This is a genomic window from Nocardia amamiensis NBRC 102102 (genome assembly GCF_001612745.1).
Lineage (GTDB): Bacteria > Actinomycetota > Actinomycetes > Mycobacteriales > Mycobacteriaceae > Nocardia > Nocardia amamiensis.
Map to the genome: position 1 here is coordinate 43,477 of NZ_BDBA01000003.1, position 22,724 is coordinate 66,200.

At 68.1% G+C, this 22,724-nt stretch carries 24 protein-coding genes; 13 read left to right on the plus strand and 11 right to left on the minus strand.

Features of this window, described 5'->3' with window-relative positions:
• Positions 1-15 precede the first annotated feature (15 nt).
• From NA4_RS01055 to NA4_RS01065, 3 genes are all read right to left on the minus strand, one after another.
• The gene (locus NA4_RS01055; RefSeq protein WP_067462395.1) at positions 16-759 is read right to left on the minus strand and encodes an aquaporin; all 744 of its coding nucleotides are present in this window, start codon (positions 757-759) and stop codon (positions 16-18) included.
• Complete coding sequence (locus NA4_RS01060) at positions 756-1,115, minus strand: ArsR/SmtB family transcription factor (protein ID WP_067462397.1); 360 nt, start codon at positions 1,113-1,115, stop codon at positions 756-758. Before NA4_RS01060 ends, NA4_RS01055 begins: the two co-directional genes overlap by 4 nt.
• A gap of 142 nt (positions 1,116-1,257) precedes the next feature.
• Complete coding sequence (locus NA4_RS01065; protein ID WP_067462525.1) at positions 1,258-1,788, minus strand: ArsI/CadI family heavy metal resistance metalloenzyme; 531 nt, start codon at positions 1,786-1,788, stop codon at positions 1,258-1,260.
• 101 nt (positions 1,789-1,889) lie between these two features.
• On the opposite strand from NA4_RS01065, the gene NA4_RS01070 reads away from it, so the two are divergent.
• The gene (locus NA4_RS01070) at positions 1,890-2,249 is read left to right on the plus strand and encodes an Rv2640c family ArsR-like transcriptional regulator (RefSeq protein WP_067462400.1); all 360 of its coding nucleotides are present in this window, start codon (positions 1,890-1,892) and stop codon (positions 2,247-2,249) included.
• Between the two features lie 195 nt (positions 2,250-2,444).
• Here the strand turns inward: NA4_RS01070 and NA4_RS01075 are convergent, their stop codons facing one another.
• Both NA4_RS01075 and NA4_RS01080 read right to left on the minus strand, forming a co-directional pair.
• A complete protein-coding gene (locus NA4_RS01075) occupies positions 2,445-3,128 on the minus strand; it encodes a hypothetical protein (RefSeq protein WP_067462403.1) in 684 nt (227 codons plus the stop codon).
• Positions 3,129-3,293: 165 nt separating this feature from the next.
• Positions 3,294-3,599 (minus strand): hypothetical protein, encoded by a 306-nt coding sequence (locus NA4_RS01080; RefSeq protein ID WP_067462406.1) that lies wholly within the window; start codon positions 3,597-3,599, stop codon positions 3,294-3,296.
• Between the two features lie 285 nt (positions 3,600-3,884).
• On the opposite strand from NA4_RS01080, the gene NA4_RS01085 reads away from it, so the two are divergent.
• Together NA4_RS01085 and NA4_RS01090 are read left to right on the plus strand one after the other, a co-directional pair.
• On the plus strand, positions 3,885-5,066 hold the full coding sequence (locus NA4_RS01085; protein WP_507763389.1) for a helix-turn-helix domain-containing protein: 1,182 nt from the start codon (positions 3,885-3,887) through the stop codon (positions 5,064-5,066).
• Positions 5,067-5,256: 190 nt separating this feature from the next.
• Complete coding sequence (locus NA4_RS01090) at positions 5,257-5,718, plus strand: SRPBCC family protein (RefSeq protein ID WP_067462412.1); 462 nt, start codon at positions 5,257-5,259, stop codon at positions 5,716-5,718.
• A 49-nt stretch (positions 5,719-5,767) separates the two neighbouring features.
• On the opposite strand, the gene NA4_RS01095 is transcribed toward NA4_RS01090, so the two are convergent.
• From NA4_RS01095 to galK, 3 genes are all read right to left on the minus strand, one after another.
• Positions 5,768-6,025 (minus strand): hypothetical protein, encoded by a 258-nt coding sequence (locus tag NA4_RS01095; protein ID WP_067462415.1) that lies wholly within the window; start codon positions 6,023-6,025, stop codon positions 5,768-5,770.
• Between the two features lie 12 nt (positions 6,026-6,037).
• Positions 6,038-7,705, minus strand: a complete 1,668-nt coding sequence (locus NA4_RS01100; RefSeq protein ID WP_067462528.1) for a sodium:solute symporter family protein — start codon at positions 7,703-7,705, stop codon at positions 6,038-6,040.
• Positions 7,706-7,980: 275 nt separating this feature from the next.
• Positions 7,981-9,108 (minus strand): galactokinase, encoded by a 1,128-nt coding sequence (gene galK, locus NA4_RS01105; RefSeq protein ID WP_245671024.1) that lies wholly within the window; start codon positions 9,106-9,108, stop codon positions 7,981-7,983.
• Positions 9,109-9,360: 252 nt separating this feature from the next.
• Between galK and NA4_RS01110 the strand changes: the two genes are divergently transcribed.
• Genes NA4_RS01110 through NA4_RS01120 form a run of 3 tightly spaced genes read left to right on the plus strand, consistent with a single transcriptional unit; the run spans position 9,361 to position 11,962 of the window.
• Positions 9,361-9,828, plus strand: a complete 468-nt coding sequence (locus NA4_RS01110; RefSeq protein WP_507763390.1) for a pyruvoyl-dependent arginine decarboxylase — start codon at positions 9,361-9,363, stop codon at positions 9,826-9,828.
• Positions 9,825-10,394 (plus strand): hypothetical protein, encoded by a 570-nt coding sequence (locus NA4_RS01115; protein WP_067462535.1) that lies wholly within the window; start codon positions 9,825-9,827, stop codon positions 10,392-10,394. Before NA4_RS01110 ends, NA4_RS01115 begins: the two co-directional genes overlap by 4 nt.
• Positions 10,394-11,962: a GGDEF domain-containing protein gene (locus NA4_RS01120; RefSeq protein WP_067462418.1), complete on the plus strand. Its 1,569-nt coding sequence runs from the start codon at positions 10,394-10,396 to the stop codon at positions 11,960-11,962. The genes NA4_RS01115 and NA4_RS01120 overlap by 1 nt, the downstream gene beginning before the upstream one ends.
• A gap of 1 nt (position 11,963) precedes the next feature.
• On the opposite strand, the gene NA4_RS01125 is transcribed toward NA4_RS01120, so the two are convergent.
• The gene (locus NA4_RS01125) at positions 11,964-12,707 is read right to left on the minus strand and encodes a DUF6319 family protein (RefSeq protein ID WP_067462538.1); all 744 of its coding nucleotides are present in this window, start codon (positions 12,705-12,707) and stop codon (positions 11,964-11,966) included.
• Between the two features lie 295 nt (positions 12,708-13,002).
• On the opposite strand from NA4_RS01125, the gene NA4_RS01130 reads away from it, so the two are divergent.
• The 4 genes from NA4_RS01130 (at position 13,003) to NA4_RS01145 (ending at position 18,444) form a co-directional block, all read left to right on the plus strand.
• Positions 13,003-13,959 (plus strand): hypothetical protein, encoded by a 957-nt coding sequence (locus NA4_RS01130; RefSeq protein WP_067462421.1) that lies wholly within the window; start codon positions 13,003-13,005, stop codon positions 13,957-13,959.
• Between the two features lie 345 nt (positions 13,960-14,304).
• Positions 14,305-15,954, plus strand: a complete 1,650-nt coding sequence (gene casG, locus NA4_RS01135) for a steroid-24-oyl-CoA synthetase (RefSeq protein ID WP_067462539.1) — start codon at positions 14,305-14,307, stop codon at positions 15,952-15,954.
• Between the two features lie 145 nt (positions 15,955-16,099).
• Positions 16,100-17,164, plus strand: a complete 1,065-nt coding sequence (locus tag NA4_RS01140) for an alpha/beta fold hydrolase (protein WP_169810959.1) — start codon at positions 16,100-16,102, stop codon at positions 17,162-17,164.
• Between the two features lie 248 nt (positions 17,165-17,412).
• Positions 17,413-18,444, plus strand: a complete 1,032-nt coding sequence (locus tag NA4_RS01145; protein ID WP_067462427.1) for a DoxX family protein — start codon at positions 17,413-17,415, stop codon at positions 18,442-18,444.
• Between the two features lie 373 nt (positions 18,445-18,817).
• On the opposite strand, the gene NA4_RS01150 is transcribed toward NA4_RS01145, so the two are convergent.
• Positions 18,818-19,207, minus strand: a complete 390-nt coding sequence (locus NA4_RS01150) for an STAS domain-containing protein (protein ID WP_084496691.1) — start codon at positions 19,205-19,207, stop codon at positions 18,818-18,820.
• Positions 19,208-19,318: 111 nt separating this feature from the next.
• Positions 19,319-20,149 (minus strand): mycofactocin-coupled SDR family oxidoreductase, encoded by an 831-nt coding sequence (locus NA4_RS01155; RefSeq protein WP_067462432.1) that lies wholly within the window; start codon positions 20,147-20,149, stop codon positions 19,319-19,321.
• 490 nt (positions 20,150-20,639) lie between these two features.
• Between NA4_RS01155 and NA4_RS01160 the strand changes: the two genes are divergently transcribed.
• The 3 genes from NA4_RS01160 (at position 20,640) to NA4_RS01170 (ending at position 22,717) form a co-directional block, all read left to right on the plus strand.
• The gene (locus tag NA4_RS01160; RefSeq protein WP_157128727.1) at positions 20,640-20,882 is read left to right on the plus strand and encodes a hypothetical protein; all 243 of its coding nucleotides are present in this window, start codon (positions 20,640-20,642) and stop codon (positions 20,880-20,882) included.
• 110 nt (positions 20,883-20,992) lie between these two features.
• The gene (locus tag NA4_RS01165; RefSeq protein ID WP_067462542.1) at positions 20,993-21,652 is read left to right on the plus strand and encodes a class I SAM-dependent methyltransferase; all 660 of its coding nucleotides are present in this window, start codon (positions 20,993-20,995) and stop codon (positions 21,650-21,652) included.
• Between the two features lie 195 nt (positions 21,653-21,847).
• Positions 21,848-22,717 carry an AfsR/SARP family transcriptional regulator gene (locus tag NA4_RS01170; RefSeq protein WP_067462437.1) on the plus strand — a complete coding sequence of 290 codons (870 nt, stop codon included), beginning with the start codon at positions 21,848-21,850 and terminating at the stop codon, positions 22,715-22,717.
• The last annotated feature ends 7 nt before the right edge of the window (positions 22,718-22,724 follow it).

Sequence of the window (22,724 nt, forward strand, 5' to 3'; positions counted from 1 at the left end):
GAGTCTCCGGGTGGTTCAGCGGGAATCGGCAATGTGGTCGGAGTCGGTGCCATGCGGGACGACGACGTTGTCGGCAGCCGCTGCTGCGGCCGGATACAGGACGCCGACCAGCGCCAGCCCGATCAGGGCGCCGATGATCTGGGCCGCGATGAATCCGAGTATCGAGGCCGGAGCGATTCCGGCGAAGGTGTCGGAGAACACGCGGCCGATGGTGACGGCGGGGTTGGCGAAAGACGTGGAGCTGGTGAACCAGTAGGCCGCGCCTATGTACGCGCCGACAGCGGCTGCCGACAACGCTGCGCGGCCGCTGCGGGCGAGGGCGAAGATGACCGCGATCAGTCCCGCGGTGGCGACGATCTCGCCGATGAGGTGACCGCTGGTGATGCGGTGATGAGTGGAGATCTGCAGCGCGGCCTGGTCGAACATGACGTTGGCCAGTATCGCTCCCACGATTCCCCCGCCGACCTGGGCGATGAGGTAGCCGCCGAGATCGCGGCCGGTGAGGCCGGTGCCGCGGCGGCGGCCGAGCAGCCAGTCGGCGGCGGAGACGACGGGGTTGAAGTGGCCGCCGGAGACCGGACCGAAGACGAGGATCAACACGGCCAGCCCGAAGACTGTCGCCGTCGAGTTCTCCAGCAATTGGAGGCCGACATCGTGCGGCGAGAGCTGCTCGGCGGCGATGCCGGAGCCGACCACGATGGTGACCAGCAACGCGGTGCCGGTGAATTCGGCGATCAGCCGCCGCGTGAGGTCGTTCATCGGGCGACAGCGATGTCGAGCAGCTGCGACAGCTGCCGGAGAGCGGCGGGTTCGACGCGGTAGTAGACCCACGAACCGCGCCGGTCGCTGCTGAGCAATCCGGCTTCGCGCAGCACCTTCAGATGGTGCGAGATGGTCGGCTGGCTGACGTCGAACCCCGCCGAGAGGTCGCAGACGCAGGCTTCCTGCCCGGCGCGGCTCGCGACGACGGACAGCAGCCGCAACCGGACCGGATCCGCCAGTGCCTTGAACACCCCGGCCAGGTCGGTGGCGGCCGCGGCGGTCAGCGGTTCACGAACAAGGGGCGTGACCTCGCAGGATGGCGAGGTCACGTCCGTCAACGGCAACTCGAACATAGACACCCATCGATATTGATGCCTATCGAATCAGCAGGCAAACGAACACCTGGTGAACAAGCCGCCCCTCGGCGAAGGCCACAGATCCGCGAGCAGGGCATGGCCCTCGCACGCCGCCCAGCGAATGTTCGCAGAACGCGGTTCAGGAACAGCAGCCGGCGCCCGCTGCGATGGCTTCCTTCTTCGCGGTGGCGCTGCAGCACGAACCTTCGGCAGCGGCATCCTCGGCGGTGCCACAGCACGCCTGGACCGCTTCGGCATCGCCGAGTTCGGGGGCGGCACCGAGCTCAGGCGCCGTGCCGAAGGTCTCGCTGTCCGCGAGGACGGTGTACACCTCCCACCGCTCCTTGTCCGGTGCGGTGACCCAGACCTTGTCCTGAGTGGCGAAGCAACAGGTGGTGGCGATCTGTTCCTCGGTGAACAGGCCCGCTTCCGAGAGGCGGGAGATTTCGGCATGGACCTGGTCGGAGGTTTCGACCTCGACGCCCAGGTGGTTGACGCTGCCGCCCTGGCCGGGGTTCTCGATCAACACCAGCTTCAGGGGTGGTTCGGCGATGGCGAAGTTCGCGTAGCCGGGCTTGCGCTTGGCGGGTTCGGCATGGAACAGGGTCGAGTAGAACTGCACGGCCTGCTCGATGTCGTCGACGTTGAGGGCTAGCTGAATGCGGGACATGATGAACAACCTCCACTTGTGAGACATATGTCGAAGAACTGACGCTGTCGAGTCTGGTCACCTTTTCGACATATGTCAATACCGCAGGTAGTGTTGATCGCATGCCCAAGACGTTGCCTGTGATCGATATGTCCGCTCCGGTCTGCTGCGCGCCGGTCGCGGCCGGGCCGGTGGACGAGAACGCCGCGCTGGAGGTGGCGCTGCGCTTGAAGGCGATCGCCGATCCGGTGCGCGTCCGGCTGCTGTCGCTGCTGCTGACCAGCTCGGACGGGCAGGAGAACGGTGGCGATCTCGCGGCGGCGGTCGGGTTGTCGGAGTCGACGGTCAGCCATCACCTCGGCCAGCTCCGCAAGGCGGGCTTGGTCGAATCCGAACGCCGCGGCATGAACACCTTCCACCGCGCCCGCCGCGACGCCCTGGCCGCGCTGTGCGTCGTACTGGACCCCAACTGCTGCCGGTGAATTCGGCGGCCGATTCGCGCCGCTGCTGCCTCGGATAGTGCGCGGCAACGGAATCGGGAGCGCGACGGTCCGGCGCGCGAACTGCTATCGCGCGGACGCCGCTACGGATCGGCCGGTGCTCTGGAGGCGGGTGTGCGTCCGCCCCCAGAGCAGTCACGCGACGTCGACCCGATCGAACGTCGGGCCAGTGAGTGCTTATCGCGGTAGTACGGTGATGCACTGATACCGATGGTCGCCCCAGGAACCGAATGGCGCCACGTTCCAGAGCATTCCGGATTCCCGCAGCTCAGGGGTGTAAATCTCAGTACCCCCGCTGTTGAAGTAACCATATGAGGTTCCAGCCGACGCGTGACCGGATGCGCTCAACGACTCGTTCATCGCGTCGACGAACGCGGAGAAACGCGCCGAGTCATTGGTCTCCTCGTCCGCCGCGGCGGCAGCGTTCTGAGACCAATCGCTGTATTGATCGACAAGCGAGTCGGCGGGCGTCGGCACATCGGGCGATAGGGCGATGGCCTCGTAGGCGCGGGGCCTGTCGCTGAAACCCGTTGCTGCCCAATAAATCGACGACGCGTCTCCACGATCGGCACCGTAGGGACCGTATGTCGGGTAGAAAACCCCGTACCCGTGGACTTTCACGTTCAAGCCGAAGCGGCTGGCCCAGCCCGGCAGGGCGTTCTGGAAGATGCTCAGGCATTGTTCGTCGTCGTTCGCGCCCTCTTCGGCCTGGGTGGCAGCCATCATGCAGGCGAATTGGAAGATGTCAGGGGTCGCGTCGTCTCGGCCTGCGCCCGCGGCCGACAAGTAATCGTTCAGGGCCTCGGACGGGTTTTGCAGGTTGCCGCGAGTGGGCATCTCGAATATCTCGATCGTCTTCATTCCGCAGTCCTCCTTGGCTCGACTCGTCATGGACAGGGGACCGTGAGCCTGACTGACGCATGTCTCGCTGCGCTTCTCCAAGCGACGGCTCTAAAGAAGTGAGCGAATCACATCGCCGGCAAATGGTCCTCGCACATCGCGGATGAGCGAGATGTGCAGGGACGGTCAAGGCTCGTTCGCGATGTGACAGGCGACGAGCACCGGCACCAAGAGGTCCAGGATGGAGAGTTCGTCGGCGGCGGGTGCGTCGTCGATGAGCGAATCGAGGATCGGCGCGGCGTACACGCGTCCGGCGTCCGGGCCCGCCACCGTGCGCGCGCTGGCGATCAGCTCGTACAACACGACCGCGAAGACATGTGCGCGCCGAGTGCCCGGAAATCGGCAGGCGGCATCGGCCAAGGCGGTGTCGATCGCCGCGATAAGGTCGGCGAGAACAGCGATCTCGGCGATGGCTCGATGGTCGTAGTTCATGAGGCCGCCTGAGGTCGCGGGAAATTGAATTTCGGCTCTCATCGAAATGGGGTGACCCGGAACCGGGGCGCGGGGGTACGCCAGCCGTCACCATGCTTCGTGCACGAGTCGGATGTCCCGTCGCATAGGGGTTCGGTTGTGCGACAAGGTTTCCCGGTTCCGGGTACACATCCGATCATGCCGGGTCACAATCCCTCCTGGAAGGCAACGAATACGCAGCCTTCAGCAATCGGCAGCAATGACCGTCTGACAGTGCAAGGGGGCACCGTGGCAGATGTGGTGACGATGTGGACCGGCGCGGAGGTGAAGGCGCTCAGGGACGCGTGCAGGCTGACCCAGAGCGAGCTCGCTGAACTGCTGCGTTGTGGTCAGCGAACGGTCAGCTTTTGGGAAAGCCGGCTACACCGCCAGGTGAGCGCCGGCTTTCAGGCGCGGCTGGACAGGGTTATCGAAGATGCGGACCATGGGGCAAAACAGCGTTTCCGAGTGTTGATTGGAGACTTGGACGTGAACCGGCGAGACTTCATTGCCACGACCGGCGCGGTCGTGGGCGCGGCAACAGTGAGCAAAGGTGGTTCTCCGACTGTCACGCCGGACGCGATCGGCCACCTGCGAAGTACCTTGCACGCGGCGCAGCTGTTGGACGATCAACTAGGCTCCGATGCCGCTCGACCGATCATCGAAGCTCAAGCACAGACGTGCGCGGCGCTGCTACGGGAGTGTCCGGCGGCGTTGCGCCCCGCGCTGCAATCATTGACCGGCGAGGCCACCGCCAGCAGCGCATGGGCGGCGTGGGACCAAGGCGACCTGGAGCGGGCCGACCAGCTGTTCCGGATCGCCTACCAGCACGCGGAGCAATCCGGTGACGCCGACATCGCGACCGGGATTCTGTGCCACCGCACCCAACTGGCGGTGGAACTGCGCCAGTTCCGCACCGCCGCAGGCATCGCCGACGGCATGCTGCGCATCCCTGTACAGGACGGTCGCGTCGACGACTTCCGAAAGCTCTGCGCGGCACAGGCATTCGCGTCCGACGGACGAAAATCCGAGGCGTGGCTGCAACTGTTCCGGGTGAGCGGCGACTTCAGCGAGCAGACCACACCGGACGAGTCGTACTGCTATTACCAGAGTGCGTGGACGACCGGCGCCATGACCGCCCGGTGCCTCGAGACCGGCGGCGAGGTGGGCGTGGCGGCGGAAACGATCGAGGACGTGCTGAGCCTCATCCCGGCCCACGCCAGTCGCGACCGCGCGCTGTGGAGCCTCAGCCTCGCGCAGCTGACGGTCGCGCACGATATCGACCGCGCGTGCGAGGCCGCCCGAACCGCGCTCGAGCTGGCTGCGCAGAACACCTCGCCACGGGTGCGGCAGGCCTACGCGCAGACGCGAGCGAAATTCGAACCGTGGGCGTCGACGCAACCGGTGCGCGAGCTGGACTTCTACGCGGCGGGCGTGTTGCTGGTGTAGGCGGCGGTTTGTGCCCATGTAGCCCGGGTACGCGACCACTGTCCGAGTCGCCCCGCAGGTGTCGACCCGAAGACGCGTGCGGGGCGCAGCCGGACGAAGTACGGCCGCAGACCAGCGCCGGGCCGGGCAAGGGCGAGGCAGCCGCCGATCCATACGCCTCCGCGCGGCCGGGCGAGGAAAGGAGTACACAGTGAGCACCATGGCCGCCACGGTGGACGTCGAGGTCCCGGTTCGCACCGCCTACAACCAGTGGACGCAGTTCGAGTCGTTTCCGGAGTTCATGGAAGGTGTGGAGACTGTCCAGCAGCTCGATGACCGGCACACGCACTGGCGTATCCATGTCGGCCCGTCGACGCGGGAGTTCGACGCGACCATCACCGAGCAGCATCCCGACGAACGGGTCGCCTGGAGGTCCGACAGCGGGCCCAACCACGCGGGCGTCGTCACGTTCCATCGGCTCGACGACACCCACACCAGGGTGACCGCGCAGATGGATGTCGATCCCGAAGGGTTCGTGGAGAACGTCGCCGACAAACTCGGCGTCCTGAAGCACCGGGTGAACGGTGATCTGCAGCGCTTCAAGCACTTCATCGAGGGTCGAGGCCACGAGACCGGCGCTTGGCGCGGTGACATCCCCCGCCCGGACGCCTGATCAGCGCGACGACCGGCGGCGCCACCCGCTCCGGGGGCGCCGCCGACGGTCACACGGAGTCCGTGCCCGCGGCGGTGTGGTCCGCGGGCACGTGCGGTTCGGGAGGCACCTGAACCGGACGCAGCAGCGCCCAGGCCACAAAGGCCAGCGCCACCACGCCCATGCCGATCCCGGACCACAGGTTCACGTTGACGCCACCCGTTTTGGCCTGCTGGGCCGCCGTGTCGTGCACCAAGCCGGTGACGACGAGGACGACCGCGTAACAGCCGAGTAGCGCGGCGACAATGGTGCGGATATCGAAAAGCATTGCGGCAGCTCCTTATCCGACGAAGATGTTGAGGGCGATCACGAGCGCAAGCGCGATGCCCGCCAGCAGCACCGGACGCTGATACCAGGGCAGCGTGTCGGCCTCGGGGTCGGTGCGCACGTCTTTCGGCGTCTCCGAGTACACCAGCCCGATCAGCTCGGCCGCCGGTTTCGGCCGGGTCACCTGGGTCACCGCCACGCTGACCACGATGTCGACCACGAACGCGACGCCCGCCGCGACGAAACTCGATCCTTGGCCGGATAATTCGAACACCTTGGTTTCGTGCAGGATGAAAACCACGATGGCCGAGCCTGTTCCGCAAACCAGGCCCATCCAGCCCGCGGTAGGCGTCATCCGTTTCCAGAACATGCCGAGGATGAACGTGGCGAACAGCGGCGCGTTGAAGAAGCTGAACAGGGTTTGCAGGTAATCCATCATGTTGCTGAACCCGGAGGCGATGAACGCGGTGAAGATCGCGGCCACGGTCGCCCCCACGGTGGCCAGCCTGCCCACGCCGAGGTAGTAGCCATCCGCCTGCTCGCGCCGCACGTACTGCTGCCACAGGTCGTAGCTGAATACGGTGTTGAATGCGGAGACGTTGGCTGCCATGCCCGCCATGAACGCCGCGAGCAAGCCCGCCAGCCCCACGCCGAGCAGACCGTTGGGCAGCACGTCCTTCATCAGGTACAGCAGTGCCTGGTTGTAGGTGGTGTCGCTCTCGACGTCCGGATTCGCCGTCTCGGCCGCTTTGTACTCGGCCATCTGCGGCACCAGAACCGCGCTGATCATGCCGGGGATCACCACGATGAGCGGGATGAACATCTTCGGATAGGCGCCGATGATCGGGGTGCGCCGCGCCGCCGAGATGGAGTGCGTCGCCATTGCGCGCTGCACCTCGACGAAGTTCGTGGTCCAGTACCCGAACGAGAGCACGAACCCGAGTCCGAACACGATGCCGAGCACCGAGAGGAAGTTGTCGCCGAACCCGCTCAGCGCGTTGCCCGGCCAGGATTCCAGCTGCTGCGCTCCGCCCGGCGACGCGGTGACCTTGTCCTGCAACCCTTCCCAGCCGCCGACCTTGTGCAATCCCACCAGGGTGAGCGGTAGCAGCGCGGCCACGATGACGAAGAATTGCAGCACCTCGTTGTAGATCGCGGCCGACAGGCCGCCGAGGGTGATGTAGGACAGCACGATCGCCGCCGCCACGATCACCGACACCCACAGCGGCCAGCCCAGCAGCACGTTCACGATGGAGCCGAGCAGATACAGGTTGACGCCCGCGATGAGGATCTGCGCTATCGCGAAGCTCAGCGCGTTGACCAGGTGGGCGCCGGTGCCGAAACGCCTGCGCATGAACTCCGGCACGCTGCGGACCTTGGACCCGTAGTAGAACGGCATCATCACCACGCCGAGGAACAGCATCGCCGGAATCGCGCCGATCCAGAAGTAGTGAAAGGTCGGGAAGCCGTACTCGGCGCCATTGGCCGACATGCCCATGATCTCGACCGCGCCGAGATTGGCGGAGATGAACGCCAGACCGGTCACCCAGGCCGGTAGTGAGCGGCCGGACAGGAAGAAGTCGATGCTGGAGGACACGCGCTGCCTGGCCAGCAGGCCGATGCCGAGCACGAACACGAAGTACAGGGCGACCAGCGCGTAATCGACCGGCTGCGCGTCCAGCCGGAGGGTCTCGGCGGCTTCGAGGTGCGTGGTCGGTGCCGCTCGGTGCGACGGCGCGGCGAAAACGTATGGATCGGCAAGCGGCACAGCGTTCCTCCTGGCGGTGAAACCGGGCGTCGAACGAGGTCGTTTTCGTCGTGCGAGATCGTGCGTCGTGCTGGTCCTGCCGGCGCGCGCGACCTCCTCGTCGCCCGCCGAATGGTGTCGGCTGACACATACTGTGCGTGATCGTGCCCTCCGGCGTGGCACATTCACGCAGAAATCTGGACGGTCGCTCAGCCGATCCGGTGCGCTCCGGCCGATGGCACGACCACGAACGTGCGCGGCTCGGGGAGATCCGCGGCGGCGAAGCGTCTTCGCACCGACTCCGCCACGGCCTCGGTCCGCTCCTGATCGACCAAGGCGATGGCGCTCCCGCCGAATCCGCCGCCCACCATGCGCGCGCCGTGCGCACCCGCGGACAGCGCGGCCTCGACCGCGGCGTCCAACGCGGGGGTGGACACCTCGAAATCATCGCGCAGCGAGGCGTGCCCCGCGGTCAGGATCGGGCCGATATTCCGCGGGTCGATGCCGCCTCGCAATTTCTCGGCAACCGCGAGCACCCTGGCGTTCTCGGTCACCACATGCCTGGCCCGGCGGCGCAGCACGTCATCGGCGATCCGGTCGGCGTCCGCCGCGGAAGCGACGTCACGCAAGGAGGCGACGCCGAGCGCGGCGGCCGCCGCCGCGCATTGGTCGCGGCGCTCGGCGTAGCGGCCGTCGACCAGCTCGTGCGGCTGCCCGGTATCGATCACCAGCAGCTCGAGTCCGGCGCTGTCCACGTCGAACGGGATCTGCTCGTGCGCGACCCCGCGCGGCGCGGTGGTGTCGGCGGCGAAACCCCGTACATCGAGCAACAGCGCGTGCCCGGCCGTGCACAGGATCGCGGCCGACTGGTCGAGCAGGCCGGTCGGCGCGCCGACGTAGTCGTTCTCGGCGGCCCTGGCCACATCGATCAACGCGCGGTCGGTCAGGCCGGGCGCGAACAGGTCCCGCAGCGCGACCGCCACCGCGCACGACAGCGCAGCCGACGAGGACAGCCCCGCGCCGATCGGCACCTCGCCGTCGAGGTCGAGGTCGACACCCGGAATCCGCAGCCCGCGCCGCGCGAACTCGGCGACCACACCGAGCGGATAACGTGACCATCCCGGCACCCGCGTCCGTTGCGCGGCGAGCTCGGACACCGCGACGAGCACCGGCTCGCCGGGCCGCTGCCGGGAGCGGACGCGCACCCGCCCGTCCGTGCGCGCCGCCGCCGTGCACCGCACCACCAGCGGCAGCGCGATGGGCAGGACATAGCCCTCGTTGTAGTCGGTGTGCTCACCGATGATGTTGACCCGCCCCGGCGCTACCCATGTCCGCAAACTCCTACCTCGCTGTCCTCGTCGCTGCTGCCAGGGTACGAGACACGCCGCAGGAGCAGCGCTTTCGGCGCGTTCGGATGCGCGATCGGCGTTCATCCCGCAGAGTCGATTTTGACGGAAGGCAGGCCTGCAAATCTTGTGGCCGCCCCGGATCGGGAGGGCATGATGATTCACGACACTTCGCGCGGCGAGTTACGCGCACGGCCTCGGGCCGATCGTCCGCGTCCGATCCCAGCGCCACTGACGATCGAGATAGGCGCGGCGACTGGCGCGGGGCCGACTGCCATGTCGGCGTTCGACGCGGCACTGCGCGGCCTCGGCGTCGGTGAGGCCAACTTGATCCGGCTGTCGTCGGTCATCCCGCCGCGCGCGACCGTCGAACGCATCCACCGGGTGCGCAAGCCGATCCCGTGGGGCGATCGCCTGTACTGCGTCTACGCCGTGCGGCACGTGAACGAACAGGGGGCGACCGGCGCGGCGGGCATCGGCTGGACGCTGCGCGACGACGGCTCCGGCGCGGGGCTTTTCGTGGAGCACGAGGCCGAGACGTCCGAGGAGGTGAGCGCCCTGATCCGGGCCAGCCTGGCCGACATGACCCACCACCGCGGCGACGGCTTCGGCCCGGTTCAGCTGTGCACCGTCGACACCACCTGCGACGGCGATCCGGCCTGCGCGCTGGTCCTCGCGGCCTACCACACCAGCCCGTGGGGTCCGCGATGAACGAGATCTCCGTGACCATCGAGACGACGATTCCGGACGAACGCATCGAGCTGTTCCATCGCCTCTACGAGGAGGCGTTCGGCCCGCTGCGCGCGAAGGCGATCGCACGGCAGGTGCTGCATCCCGAGGAGTTCCGCGAGGAGATGAGCGATCCGCGCGTGCAGAAGCACGTGGCATGCGGCCGCTCCGGCGAGCCCGTCGGTGTGACCACCCTGACCAGGCATCTCGAGACCGTGCCGTGGATCAGCCCGGACTATTTCGCCGCCCGCTATCCCGAACACGCGGCACGGGACGCGATCTATTACGCGGGTTTCACCCTTGTTGCGCCAACTGCCCGACAAGGGGCCGCGTTCCATGCCATGATCAAATCAGTTGTCCAGGTTTTGGTTGCCGAACGCGCTGCGGTCGGTTGGGACATCTGCTCGTACAACAACACTCGGTTCTCGTTCGCCGACAGTATTCGGGCAGTGCTCGACGAACAGGCGGACGTCGAAGTCGCGGTGGAGGATTCACAGATCTACTACGCGGCCCGGTTCACCGGGGACGGAGCGACCAAGGGGGGCTGATGACACCCAGCGAGCAGCCGCAGACCAGCTCTCGGCGCCACCTCGGATTTCGCTGGTACGCAGTGTTTCTCGGCTCGAGCGCGGCCGCGATCACGCTGCACCTGGCGATCGACTCGCGGCTGGTGTCGCTGGTGACGATGGTGATCATCGTCGGAGTGACGCTCGCCATGATCGCCGTCGGCGTGCACACACACCGGCCCGCGCACCCGCTGCCGTGGTATCTGCTGTCGGCCTCCGCGGTGCTGTTCGCGATCGGCACCACGCTGCGCGGCGCGTCCGGCGACTATCCCGATCCGATCGATGACGCGTTCACCTTGCTCGGCTATCTCGGTATCGGTCTCGCCGCGCTGATCTGGCTGTGGCCGCGCCAGGTACACGGCAACTACGACGTGATGCTCGATTCCGCGCTGATCGGGCTCGGCGCGCTGCTCGCCTCATGGACCTTCCTCATCTCGCCGATCCTGCGTTCGACCGAAGCCGGCGTGGACATCCTGCTCGCTGCGGTCTACCCGGTGCTCGATGCGCTGCTGCTCACCCTGGTCGCGCACTCGATGGCGACCTCGACCCGCGCCGAAACCTCGCTGTGGGTGCTGCACGCCGGGTTGGTCGCGATCCTGCTCGGCGATCTGGGCTACAGCCTGGAGACCGCGGGCGCCACGGTGCTCGCGCGCGAGGCACTGCTGGCTCCGCTGCTGGCCGCCTACGCCACCGTCGGGGCCGCGGCGCTGCATCCCACCATGGCAACGCTCGGAGCGCCGCGGCGCATCCACCCGCATCACTCCAGGCAGCGCGCCAGCCTCATCGCGATCGCCCTGATCGTGGCCTCGTTGGTTCCGGTGGTCGGGTCCAGACTCGACCAACTCGACCGCGTGGTGGTGTCGTCGCTGTTCGCGCTGTTACTGATCGGCATGCTGGTGCGCAGCGAACGCGCCATCGTCCGCAGCGCCCGCAGCGAGCGGCGCGCGCAATACCAAGCCGACCACGACATGCTCACCGGGCTGCTGAACCGCGCCGCGCTGCTGCGCACGCTGCGGCAGCATCGCGAACGCTGGGCCGAGCAACCGATCTGCCTGCTGTTCATCGACTTGGACGATTTCAAACGGGTCAACGACAGCTACGGACACGCGGTGGGCGACGAGCTGATCGCGACCGCCGCGGCCCGGATCCGGCGTGTGGTGCGCCGCGAGGACGTGGTGTCCCGATACGGCGGCGACGAATTCGTCGTGCTGTCCCCGCTCGCACGGCCGGAGGCATCCGTACTGGCCGAACGGCTGATCGGCGCGTTCGTCCGGCCGTTCGGGTTGAGCGCGGGCGAGATTCCGATCACCGCGAGCGTCGGCATCGCCTGTGCGGGTCCGCACGGCTCCGACACCGCCGTGCACGGGCTGATCCGGGACGCGGACGCGGCCATGTACCACGCGAAGCAGTACTCGCTGGGTTACGCGTTCCACGAGGACCCGCGGCGTCCGTCCGCCGATGCCGAGGGTGCCCGGTCCGGCAGGCCAGGTCGACAAGACCGACGCGATCGCTCCGACCGGGTCCGGCGCGCGGCGCGCACCGCGGTGTGACTCAGTCGCTCAGTTCCTCCAGCAGGCGCTTGGCCTCCGCGAGCTCCGCCTGCAACTGCTGCACCTTGGCTTCCTGTGCGCCGCGCAACGTCTCCATGACCCCGGCGACCACGTCGGCGACCTCCGGGTGCAGGATCTTGGCCGCCTGCGCGACCGCGGAACTGGCCACCGGAAGACCGCGCACCGTGCGCTTCTTGCCGCTCACCACGTCGACCGACCACTCACCGTCGGCGGTGCCGGCCAGCGTCACCGTGACCTCGGGCGTCTTCGACTTGCGCGGGGCGGCCTTCGCGGCCTTCGCCGCCGGGGCCTGCTTGACCGCGGCTTTGCCCGCGCTGTCGGATTCGCTCGCGCCGGGGGTGCTCCCCAGCGGTTTCGGGGTGGGGGCGCTCGCGGGAGCCGGCGCGGTGCTCGTCACGGTAGACGGCTGGGTCACAGCGGATTCCTTCCTGGTTGTCGACTTCGGCTGGGCAGTGCTACCGGCCGCCCCTCGCGGCGGCTTGGTCAAGGTCACCTCGGTCGGCGAGAAGGACAGTACATCCTTCGATCCGGTCGGCCGGATCTGCAGGAAGTCTCCGTCGGACGGGTCGCCGAGCGCGACGACCTTGCCCGAGCGCCCCTCCGGGACGCCGACCGCGGCCGAGGTGAACCACACCATAGGTGGGCGGCCACCGGCGATGTCCGTGGCGATCTGTTGAATCTCGCTGTCCGACAAAGGCTGCGGCTTGGTTCGTGGCGACGGCATGGTGACTCCGAGCAAGTTCGTGGTTGGCTGCGTGCACAGATGATGCCGTACCACGCCGACAGATTCTCGGGGCAGGCGTCGAATAGCGTCGCTCACAGCCAGTTCCGCACAGACAGCGAACTTCTGGCAACATTCGCGGTGGCCCTGGCACGGTGTTCGGCAACTCGCTTTGACACCGGCGTGGACGGCATGATCTGATTCCGGCGAATCCGTTTGCCAGCACCGATGATCCGGCGGCGACCCGCAGCGGTCCGCGTCGAACCGGTAACTGGAACGAGTCGACCAGGGGGGCCACATGACCCATGCGCGGCATTCGGCGGTGCTCGCCGCCGCACCACTGCACACCGGACTGCTCTTCGGCGCGGTCACCGTCACCGTCCTCGCGGCGGGCGTGATCGTCCTGGCGATGATCGCCGGAAACCGCAGGCCACAACAGCCTTTCAACACCGGAAGCCGGTATGCCTCGCGGACTCCGCAGTCGAGGCCCGAGCCACGCACCGAAGAGCACCTGGGCTGCACAGCACCTTTGGTGAACAGCCGATCGACCCGCAACCCTTCGCGGATGACGAGTCAACCGGCGCACAACCTTTCGCAGACCGATCCCCCACCCCCTGACAGCGCATCACCGCGACATGGGCCGTATCCGAGCGCTCTCCAGCACCCCGCGCTACCGAGTTCGCCGCGCACGAACGCGCGGGATACCCCGTTCCTGGTCGGCGCGGCAGCGGGCGTCGTAGCGGTGCTGGGCGGCATCGCGTGCCTCGTCCTCATCGCGCCGGTGGCGACCGACGACACCGCTGCGGAAGCGGCCGAACCGCTGGCCGCGACGCGACCTGGCGAGTGCGTGGCGATTCCCGCGCCCCACGCCACCGGCGGTGTCCCCGCCACCGTCCTCCCCGCGCACTGTGACACGCTGCCCGCCAACTTCCGCGTGCTCCAGACCGGAACCTGCACCGATCCGCGGGTCGAACGGGAGCATCGGCAAACCGGCCGTACCGGGCGGGAGCAGGTCCACCTGTGCCTCGCGCCCGATTGGCAAGCGGGCGTCTGCTACGACGTCACCGACTGGCAGCTGCCCCGGAAGGTGGACTGCGCCCGAGTCGGCAAGAAGATCATCCGGATCACCGCCGTCCTGCCCTACACCGCCGGCGCAGACGCCTGTCCGCGTGACGCCGACGGCTCGAACGCGGTCGGCTGGCCGAACCGGGGCATCACACTCTGCATGCGCGGTGCCGACCGGCCCGACGAATAGGTCGCGGCGCTCGGTCACCGAGTCAGGTCGGCGCGGTCGGCACAGTGGTCGCCTCATCCGCGGCAGGCGGGTGCCAGAGCCATTCGATCGAAGCTCGCGGCGAATATCGCGATGTCCGAGTCCGTCCCCTCGGCACCGTTGAGGATTGCGTCGAGCGACGGCGCGCTCGCCGGGCTCCCAGCCCCATGGTGGCCGGATTCGGGAGCGCTCACAACGACCGCGTGCCGGTGCGAGTTCGAGTGTCTGTACGTCACGCAGATCGACAACGAGAGCCTAGGGGGCGATCCTCGGGGCTCTCGTTGTACGGTTTTCGGGCTAGTGATGGGTTACAAGGAAGTACCCGAGATGACCAAGCCATTTGATCCGCAGGCAATCGCGGCGCAGGCGACGGCCCAGCTCACCGGCCCCGGCGGCCGGTTCGAGATGGTGGTCGAAGACGTGCTCGGCGCGCCCATGCCGGTGATCCGGCACCGCAAGTCCTCGCTCGGCGAAGTGCTCGCCGCCTCGGTCCAGCACGGCGACCGGGACTACCTGGTCACCGCGGACTGCAGGATGTCGTTCACCGAGCACGCCGCCGCGGTCGCCGCACTGGCCACTGCGCTGCGCGAGCGATACGGCGTCGGCAAGGGTGACCGCGTCGGCATCCTGGCGGCGAATACGCCCGAGTGGGTGGTCGCGTTCTGGGCCGCGCAGGCGCTCGGCGCGATCGCGGTGGGCTACAACGCGTGGTGGGTGCCCCGCGAGATCGCCTACGGCGTGCAGCACACCGAACCGGCCGTACTCATCGTGGACGCGAAGCGTGCGGCGCTGATGGCGGAGCTGGACATTCGCGTCCCGGTGCTCACCATGGAGCACGACGTTCCCGCGCTGCTGGCGGAGTTCCGGACCGATGCCCTGCCGCACACCGAGGTCGACGAGGACGACCCCGCGGTGATCCTCTACACCAGCGGCACCAGCGGGCGGCCCAAGGGTGCGGTGCACTCGCATCGCAACCTGGTGGCGGTGATCGACTATCACGTCTTCAACGACGCGCTCGCCGCCGCGTTCACCGGAACCACCGAGCTGCCCACCGGGCGGCGCTACCTGCTCACCTCGCCGCTGTTCCACATCGCCAGCCTGCACAATCTGGCGGTGCCCCGGCTGGTCACCGGGGACGCGGCCGTCATCCACCAGGGGTCTTTCGACGCCGACCGGGTGCTGCGGCTGATCGAGGCCGAACGGATCACCAACTGGGGCGCGATGCCGACCATGGCCACCAGGATGCTCGAAGTCGACCTCGCCGACTACGACCTGACCTCGCTGACGGCGTTGTCGCTGAACTCGGCGCCGTCCTCGGCCGCGCTGCAACAGAAGCTGCGCGATCAGCTGTCCGTCGCGCGCAACGCCCTCGTGACCAGCTACGGGCTCACCGAGTGCAGCACCGCAGCGACGCTGGCCGGTCCGGCGGAGCTGGCCGCGTTTCCCGACACCGTGGGGCGTCCGGTCCTCGGGGTCACACTGGAGATTCGCGACAGTTCGGGCAACCCCGTCCCCGACGGCTCCGAAGGCGAGATCTGCGTGCGCAGCCCGTATGTGATGCTCGGCTACTGGCGGGACGAGGCGGCGACCGCCGCGGCGATCACGTCGGACCGCTGGCTGCGCACCGGTGATATCGGCGTCCTGGAAGACGGCAGGCTGCGCTTGTCCGGACGCCGTTCGGATCTCATCCTGCGCGGCGGGGAGAACGTCTATCCCACCGAGATCGAGCAGTGCCTCGAGGAACATCCCGCGGTGCGCGAGTGCGCGGTGGTCGGCGTGCCGGACGCCGACCTCGGACAGCAGGTCGCCGCCCTGGTCGTAGTCGAAAGCGACAGCGCGACAACCGAAGACGAGCTGCGCGCGTTCGCCGCCGAACGGCTCGCCTACTACAAGGTGCCTGCGCGCTGGCGGCTCACCACCACCGCGCTCCCCCGCAACGCAACCGGAAAGGTGATGCGGTCCGGCCTCACGGTGTGAAATCCCCGGTGTGAAACAAGCGCCCGCACCTGCGCGTGTAGGCCACCATCCGGTGTGCCCACAGCGCCCGCTCGAGCGGGTACGGCCACGTAAAATCGCGACATACCCGGCGATTCGTTCGCCGGGCAGCTCGCAGGGAGTCAGCGTGGACGTTTTCGAGCATCGAGGCAGGGGCGTGGTCTTCGACCGCGCGGGTAGCGGGTCGCCGGTCGTGTTCCTGCACAATGCCGGTGCGCAACGCCGCATCTGGGACGACCAGGTCGCGGCGCTGCGGCGCGAGCATGAGGTCTTCGCGCTCGACCTGCCCGGGTACGGGCGATCCGAGCAGCCCGCGGCGGGCTACCGGCTCGCCGACTACGTGCACATGCTCGACGCGTTCCTGACCGCGCACCGGCTCACCGACGTGGTGTTGGTCGGCAATTGCCTCGGCAGCGCCACCTCGCTGCGCTACGCGATGGACCATCCGGCCGGAGTGCGTGCGCTCGTCCTGATCAATCCGCTGACCTGGGACACCGTGAGTTCGGGGCAGTCCGCGGGCTTGGCCTGGGCCGACGCGCGGCTGCCGCTGGCTCCGGTGGCGCGCCGGATCAGTCTGCCCGGCTGGGTGGTGTCGCTGATCGTCGCGAATCAGCTGGGCCCGCGTGGACGCGGCCGGAAACTACAGCACGAGCCGCGCGTGCGGGCGCACTGGTCCGATCGCGGCAGGCTGACCGCCTTGCACGGTTTGGTCCAGGATTTCCCGGCCTACAGCGCACTGGACGCGTTCGATCCGCCCGCCGGGTTCCCGCCGATCTGCACGATCTGGGGGCGGCGCAATCGCATTCTCTCGGCCGAGGCGGGCAAGCGGCTCAACCGCACGCTACGCCCGCACACCGCGGTGGAGCTGCCCGACTGCGGTCACCTTCCCATGGTGGAGGACCCGGATCGGGTCACCGAGATCATCAGTGGTTTCCTGGCGGCGACCGGCACGCGCTCAGAGGCGAGCCGCGGTCGGGCACAGCTCGGCGAAGCCGGTGGAGCGCACGCCGCATCCTGCGCATTCGAAGGCGATGCCGAGGTCGAGCATCCAGTTGATGCGGGCATGACAGGTCTCGCAGAGGAAATCGACGCCAGCGGTGTGGCAGCAAGATCGTTTACGGATCAACCATTCCGCGCGGTGGCGGCACCGCACGCCGTCGAAACGGAACGTGCACACCGGCGCGGCGGGTAGCCCGGCGACGATGGCTTCGAAAGTCGTTGTAGAGGCATCTGTTCGCACAGCGGATACCTTCCGGCAGAGCAGGGTAGAACGTGGGAGACCGGCCCGGATCCAGGTGCGGCTCCCATCTCGATAATCGGCCGCCGTGGAGTTGCTGTTATCCGGGTGAGGCGGCGTTCACACGCTGGCGGGCGAGCGTGTTTGGCCACCCGGCTCGCGGGCATCCGATTGGTAACGACATCGAGAGAAGGGGTTTTGTCATGTTGTTGCGCCGACTCGCCCGGCCCCTGTTGGCCACCGCGTTCGTCGTCGATGGAGTCGATACGCTGCGGCACCCGGACGAGCGGGTCAAGTCCGCGAACCAACTGGTGGAGCGGGGACGGCGGCAGTTGCCCGACGAGATTGCCGGAAAGTTGCCCGCTGACCCGGCAACGGTGGTGCAGATCAACGCGTTCGCCCAGGTGGGCGGCGGCGTGCTGCTCGCGCTCGGGAAAGCGCCGCGCCTGGCCGCCTTGGTGCTGGCCGCGACCGTCGTACCCGCGACCGTCACCGAGCAGGATTTCTGGAACGAGCAGGATCCCGCGCGGAAGTCGGCGAAGCGGACCGCGTTCCTGAAGGATCTCGGGCTGCTCGGCGGCCTGATGATCGCCGCGGCCGACACCGAGGGCAAGCCGTCCTTGGGCTGGCGCGGACGCCGGGCCGCGCGCGACGCGGCCGCCACGGTATCGGCGGCGCTTCCGTTCGGGGCCACCTCGAATGGCGCGACCGGAGCCGCATTGCGCAAGACCGCGCACGAGGCCGCCGAACGGGCGCGAGCGCTCGGTGCCGCGGCCGCAAGCAGAGGCACGGAGCTGGCCGAGACGGCACAGCGGCACAGGCCGGAGTGGGCGGAGGCGGCCAAGGTACACGGCGGCGATCTGGCCGACTACGCGAAGGAGCACGGCGCCGAATGGGCGGAGATCGCCAGAGAGAGGGGGGCCGACTGGGCCGAAATCGCCAAAGAGCACGGCGCGGACTGGGCCGAAATTGCGAAAGAACACGGCTCGGACTGGGCCGATATCGCCAAGGAACGCGGAGGCCATTTCGCGGAGCTGGCCAAGCAGCGCAGCGCGGAGTGGGCCGAACTCGCCAAGGAACGCGGAGCTGAGCTGGCCGAGCTCGCCAAGCACCGCGGACCCGAGATCGCACACGAGGCACGGGAACGCGGTGCCCACACCGCACACCTCGCACGGGAGCGCGGAACCCGAGCCGCACACGCCGCACGCGAGAAACTCGAAGCGCAACGCCGCTGACTCGACGTGGGCGGCGACCGCGTCGCCTTCGTACGGCCCGGCGCGGAGATCGGCCGGGATCCCTCTCGCCGGGACGGTTCTGCGGTTGCGTCGGCTCTGGCATGGCCGGGCGCGGGCGCACAGCACGAACTCCGTTGGACGACGCCGGTCCCGCGGCTGATGGCGTCGGTTCGCGGCCGCATCGGCCGTCGCACGGCTCCGGCGCGGCTATTGCCCCCTGCCTCCGAGGACGGCCCTCCAGCGCCTGGCCTCGTCCGCGGTCGCCTCGCTTTGCGCAGGCCGAGCGCGAGTGGGTCGCGGATTCCGTCGACGACGCCTTCTCGGACTTCCCACCTCCGTCCGGTGGGCGCGGCCTCGGACCGCCTCCCGCCCATCAGGCGGTCTCGTCGTAGCCGGGTGCGCTGTCGGCGAGGGCGGCGTCCAGCGAGCGGACGCGATGAAATCCCGCGGACAGGCCGGTGATCTCGATGGCGCGGTCCACCGAGCGCACCTTGGTGATCAGGATGATGCGGCGATGTGCTCGTGCGGCGTCGGCTTGCGCCTCGACCAGAACGGTCAGTCCCGCCGCCGCGAGGAACGTGACCGGCGACAGATCGAGCACGAGCGTTCTTGTGTGGCATAGCGATCCGCGAGTCAGCTCGGCCCGCAGCCGGGGTGCGGTCGCGAGGTCGATCTCGCCGACCACCATCAGCAGCGTCACGTCGCGGCGCGGGCGGCACACCGAAAACCGAAGCGGGTCAGTCCGTTCGGTGTGGCGGGACATGCACTGACTCCTGGCCGGACGCGGGCACTGTACAGACCATGTGCTTTCCAGTGAAGCACTGCGCGATAAGTCTGTACAGACACGCCACAGCCGGACGCAGCGGCGGAGAAGTTACGACGTGTTCGCGCTACCTCCGCACGAAATCGTCACCGCCTCACCATTGAAGTGCCTGCCATGCTCGGAGACCAGCAGCAGCACGGCTTCGGCCACTTCGGCGGGCTGGATCAGATCCGCGTTCGGCGGGCCGGATTCGATGATCGTCATCCAGTCCTCCTTGGTGGGGTTCTCCTTGTCCGGCACCATGAGGCGCCAGGTGGCGGGGTTCTGGATCATGTCGGTGTCCACGCCGGAGGGCAGCAGAGCGTTCACCGTGATGCCGTACTCGGCCACCTCCAGCGACAGCGACTTCACCAGGCCGAGCACGCCCCACTTGGTGGCCGCGTAGTGCCCGGCGTTGCGCACGCCCATCTTGGCGACGATCGACGAGGTGGCGATGACGCGTCCCCAGCGGCGCTCGATCATATGCGGGACCACCGCACGGAAGCTGTGGAATACGCCGGTCAGGTTGGTGTCGATCATGTCCTGCCACATCTGCTCGTTCATCTCGGCGATGGGCGAATGGGACGCGATGCCCGCGTTGGCGATCAGGATGTCGATGCGGTCGAACTCCTCGATCGCGCGTTCGGCCACCGAACACACCTGTTCCAGGCTGCGCACGTCGGCCCGCACCGCGATGCAGCGGCGGCCGGTCCGCTCGACCAGCTCGGCGGTCTCGGCCAGATCGCCGGGGGTGCTCAGGGCGTAGGGAAGACCGGGCACAGGTGCGGCGATATCGCACACCACGATGTCGGCACCCGCACCGGCGAGCGCCAGCGCATGCGCGCGGCCCTGTCCACGGGCGCCGCCGGTGATCACCGCCACCCTGCCGTCGAGATTCCCCATGTCGGGCCCCTCACCAGTCGATATCCGCTTCGGCCGCCACCCATCGTGTCACGTGCGGGTGCGGTCGGCGCCCGATTTTCGGCCTGCGCCGCGAAGGCGCGGGCACCGGGCGCGTCTCCGGTTCCAGCTCTCGCCCGCTCAGCACCGGCGGCGCGGCTCCGGTACCGGCGAATTCCCACGAATGGGTACCTGGACACGGGGGGCACCGTCCACCATCGAGGGGTCCGGTCACCGGACCGCATGGTGTCGGCAGGGGGCCGGTGCATCGAAATCCACAGGCGCAGTGGAACAATGCGTAACGTCCCCACGCCGGAGCGGGCACGGCTACGGCACAGGTGAGCCGACCCGACTACGGCAGGGACAGCACGTGCAACCCCACGACCCGACCCAGTGACGACGTGAGTGCGAGTACGCTGCGCCCCGGGACGACCGTGCCTGCTCGTCGTTCCGGGGCGCGGTCCAGCGCATCCACCATGGTTCCTGGAGCTCGATGACCGATTGTGAGTACCTTGGCGTGAATCTCGACCTACGGCCCGGCGCCACACCGCCGGAGCACGACTTCCCGACCGAGCACGATTGCGCGGTGGCCGACCGGATCGCAGGCCAGCGACTACGCAGGCTGATCCATACGGCCCTCGGCCTTTCCGACGACTCCATCGATTTGCTGACCACCATGACCGGGCGCCTGCGCGCCGCCGAGGGCATGCTCCCGCGCGACCCGCTCGACGACTGAGGAGGACGGCGCGACCGAACCGCAGCGCCGTACCACCCCGCGACCGAGCGCAGTTGCCGAAGCGGCAACGTTATTTGCCAGTTCCCACAGGCGGGCGGATCGTGGGCTTCATGAAATCCACACACCACCATGCGGACGGGACGACGCCCACGACGACGGTCGAGTACTGGGAGGCCTTCTACGCCGAGCGCGAGCAGGTCTGGTCGGGACGGCCGAACGCCCTGCTCGTGCGCGAGATCGCAACGGTCGCACCGGGTTCGGCGCTGGATCTGGGCTGCGCCGAGGGCGCCGACGCGATCTGGCTGGCCGAGCGCGGCTGGCAGGTCACCGCCGCCGACGTCTCGGAGACCGCGCTCGCCCGCGCGCGGGCCGAGGCGCAGCGGCGGGGGCTGTCGGAGAAGATCCATTGGCAGCGGCACGATCTCGCCGAGAGCTTCCCGTCCGGCCTTTTCGACCTGGTTACAGCGCAGTATCTGCACTCACCGCCCGCTCAGGACGGTGAGCGGACGAGGATCCTGCGCCGGGCGGCCGAGGCGGTCGCGCCGGGCGGCCTGCTGCTGATCGTCGGGCATGCGGCATGGCCGAGCTGGGTGGTGGAACCGCCTTCCCACGTGCACTTCCCCACCACCGCCGAGGTGCGCGGGGGGCTGGCATTGAACCCCGCCGAATGGCAGGTGGAGGTGGACGAAGTCGTCGAGCGCGAGCACGCGGTGCCGGACGGACAGCCGGGCACCAGGAGGGACAACATCCTGCGCATTCGCCGTGGCTGAGGGTCCCGCAAACCACGCGCGAATCCCCTTGCGGCAGAGGGGAATTCAACGGCTGAATGCGGCGCGTTAACTCCGATATTACCCAGGTTTCATCGATCTGATACGAATTTCTCGATAGTGTGGATGATACCTACAGCGCGGTGGGAATTGAGAATCTCACGTCGGTCGGGGGGATGTCGCCCGTAGGAGATCCCGGTGAACAATCCTGTGTACGCTCGCGTGTTGGGTCCACTGACGCTCGCTCTCAACAATCACAACGCAACGCCGACCGCGCAGAAGCAGCGGCAGTTGCTGGCTTTACTCCTGGTCCGGCATGACACCGTTGTGCCGGTGACGACGCTGATCGAAGAATTATGGAACGACGATCCGCCGCGCAGCGCCGTGACGGTCGTGCAGACCTATGTCCTCGGAATTCGGAAGAAGATGGCCGAACAGCTCGGCGTGGGACAGGCGGAGGTGGCCGAACGTTTCCTCCGTACCCGAAGCAAGGGCTATTCGTTCGATGTGAAAGATTGCGTTTTCGATCTGCGTGACTATCAGTCCATGTCCGCAGCCGCCCGGTGCGCCGCAAAGACCGGCGACGACCAGCGCGCGGTGGATCTGTTCAGCGCGGCGGAAGCGCTGTGGAGCGGTCCGGCGCTGGTCGACGTGGAGGGCGGCATCCCGCTCGCCGCGGAGGTATCGCACCTGGACCACCTGCGGCTGGCCAACATCGAGCTGCGGGTGGAGGCGGAGCTGCGCCTGGGCAGGCACCGCGAGGTGTGCCCCGACCTGGCCCGCCTCACCATGCAGCACCCGCTGCACGAGCGGCTGCAGGCCTACTACATGTTCGCCCTGAGCCGCTCGGGCCAGCGGGCCCGCGCCCTGGCCTCCTACCAGCAGTTCAGCCGGGGGATGCAGCGTGAGCTCGGCCTCGACCCGTGCCAGAAGCTGCAGAAGCTGCACCAGGACATCCTGGCCGCTTCCGACGTCTCGGTGAGCGCGATGCTGAACAGCCGCCACGCCGGCTACCTGATCGGGTGGTACTCCCGCGAGTTCCGCACCGCCTCCGCCGAAACCGCCTGACCGCCGG

Coding starts and splice junctions, on each gene's coding strand:
- NA4_RS01120 (WP_067462418.1), top strand. CDS start 10,394: ATGACACCCAGCGAGCAGCCGCAGACCAGCTCTCGGCGCCACCTCGGA.
- NA4_RS01115 (WP_067462535.1), top strand. CDS start 9,825: ATGAACGAGATCTCCGTGACCATCGAGACGACGATTCCGGACGAACGC.
- NA4_RS01060 (WP_067462397.1), bottom strand. CDS start 1,115: ATGTTCGAGTTGCCGTTGACGGACGTGACCTCGCCATCCTGCGAGGTC.
- NA4_RS01080 (WP_067462406.1), bottom strand. CDS start 3,599: ATGAACTACGACCATCGAGCCATCGCCGAGATCGCTGTTCTCGCCGAC.
- NA4_RS01125 (WP_067462538.1), bottom strand. CDS start 12,707: ATGCCGTCGCCACGAACCAAGCCGCAGCCTTTGTCGGACAGCGAGATT.
- NA4_RS01070 (WP_067462400.1), top strand. CDS start 1,890: ATGCCCAAGACGTTGCCTGTGATCGATATGTCCGCTCCGGTCTGCTGC.
- NA4_RS01165 (WP_067462542.1), top strand. CDS start 20,993: ATGAAATCCACACACCACCATGCGGACGGGACGACGCCCACGACGACG.
- NA4_RS01150 (WP_084496691.1), bottom strand. CDS start 19,207: ATGTCCCGCCACACCGAACGGACTGACCCGCTTCGGTTTTCGGTGTGC.
- NA4_RS01065 (WP_067462525.1), bottom strand. CDS start 1,788: ATGTCCCGCATTCAGCTAGCCCTCAACGTCGACGACATCGAGCAGGCC.
- NA4_RS01095 (WP_067462415.1), bottom strand. CDS start 6,025: ATGCTTTTCGATATCCGCACCATTGTCGCCGCGCTACTCGGCTGTTAC.
- casG (WP_067462539.1), top strand. CDS start 14,305: ATGACCAAGCCATTTGATCCGCAGGCAATCGCGGCGCAGGCGACGGCC.
- NA4_RS01130 (WP_067462421.1), top strand. CDS start 13,003: ATGACCCATGCGCGGCATTCGGCGGTGCTCGCCGCCGCACCACTGCAC.
- NA4_RS01160 (WP_157128727.1), top strand. CDS start 20,640: ATGACCGATTGTGAGTACCTTGGCGTGAATCTCGACCTACGGCCCGGC.
- NA4_RS01155 (WP_067462432.1), bottom strand. CDS start 20,149: ATGGGGAATCTCGACGGCAGGGTGGCGGTGATCACCGGCGGCGCCCGT.
- NA4_RS01075 (WP_067462403.1), bottom strand. CDS start 3,128: ATGAAGACGATCGAGATATTCGAGATGCCCACTCGCGGCAACCTGCAA.
- NA4_RS01145 (WP_067462427.1), top strand. CDS start 17,413: ATGTTGTTGCGCCGACTCGCCCGGCCCCTGTTGGCCACCGCGTTCGTC.
- NA4_RS01055 (WP_067462395.1), bottom strand. CDS start 759: ATGAACGACCTCACGCGGCGGCTGATCGCCGAATTCACCGGCACCGCG.
- NA4_RS01085 (WP_507763389.1), top strand. CDS start 3,885: ATGTGGACCGGCGCGGAGGTGAAGGCGCTCAGGGACGCGTGCAGGCTG.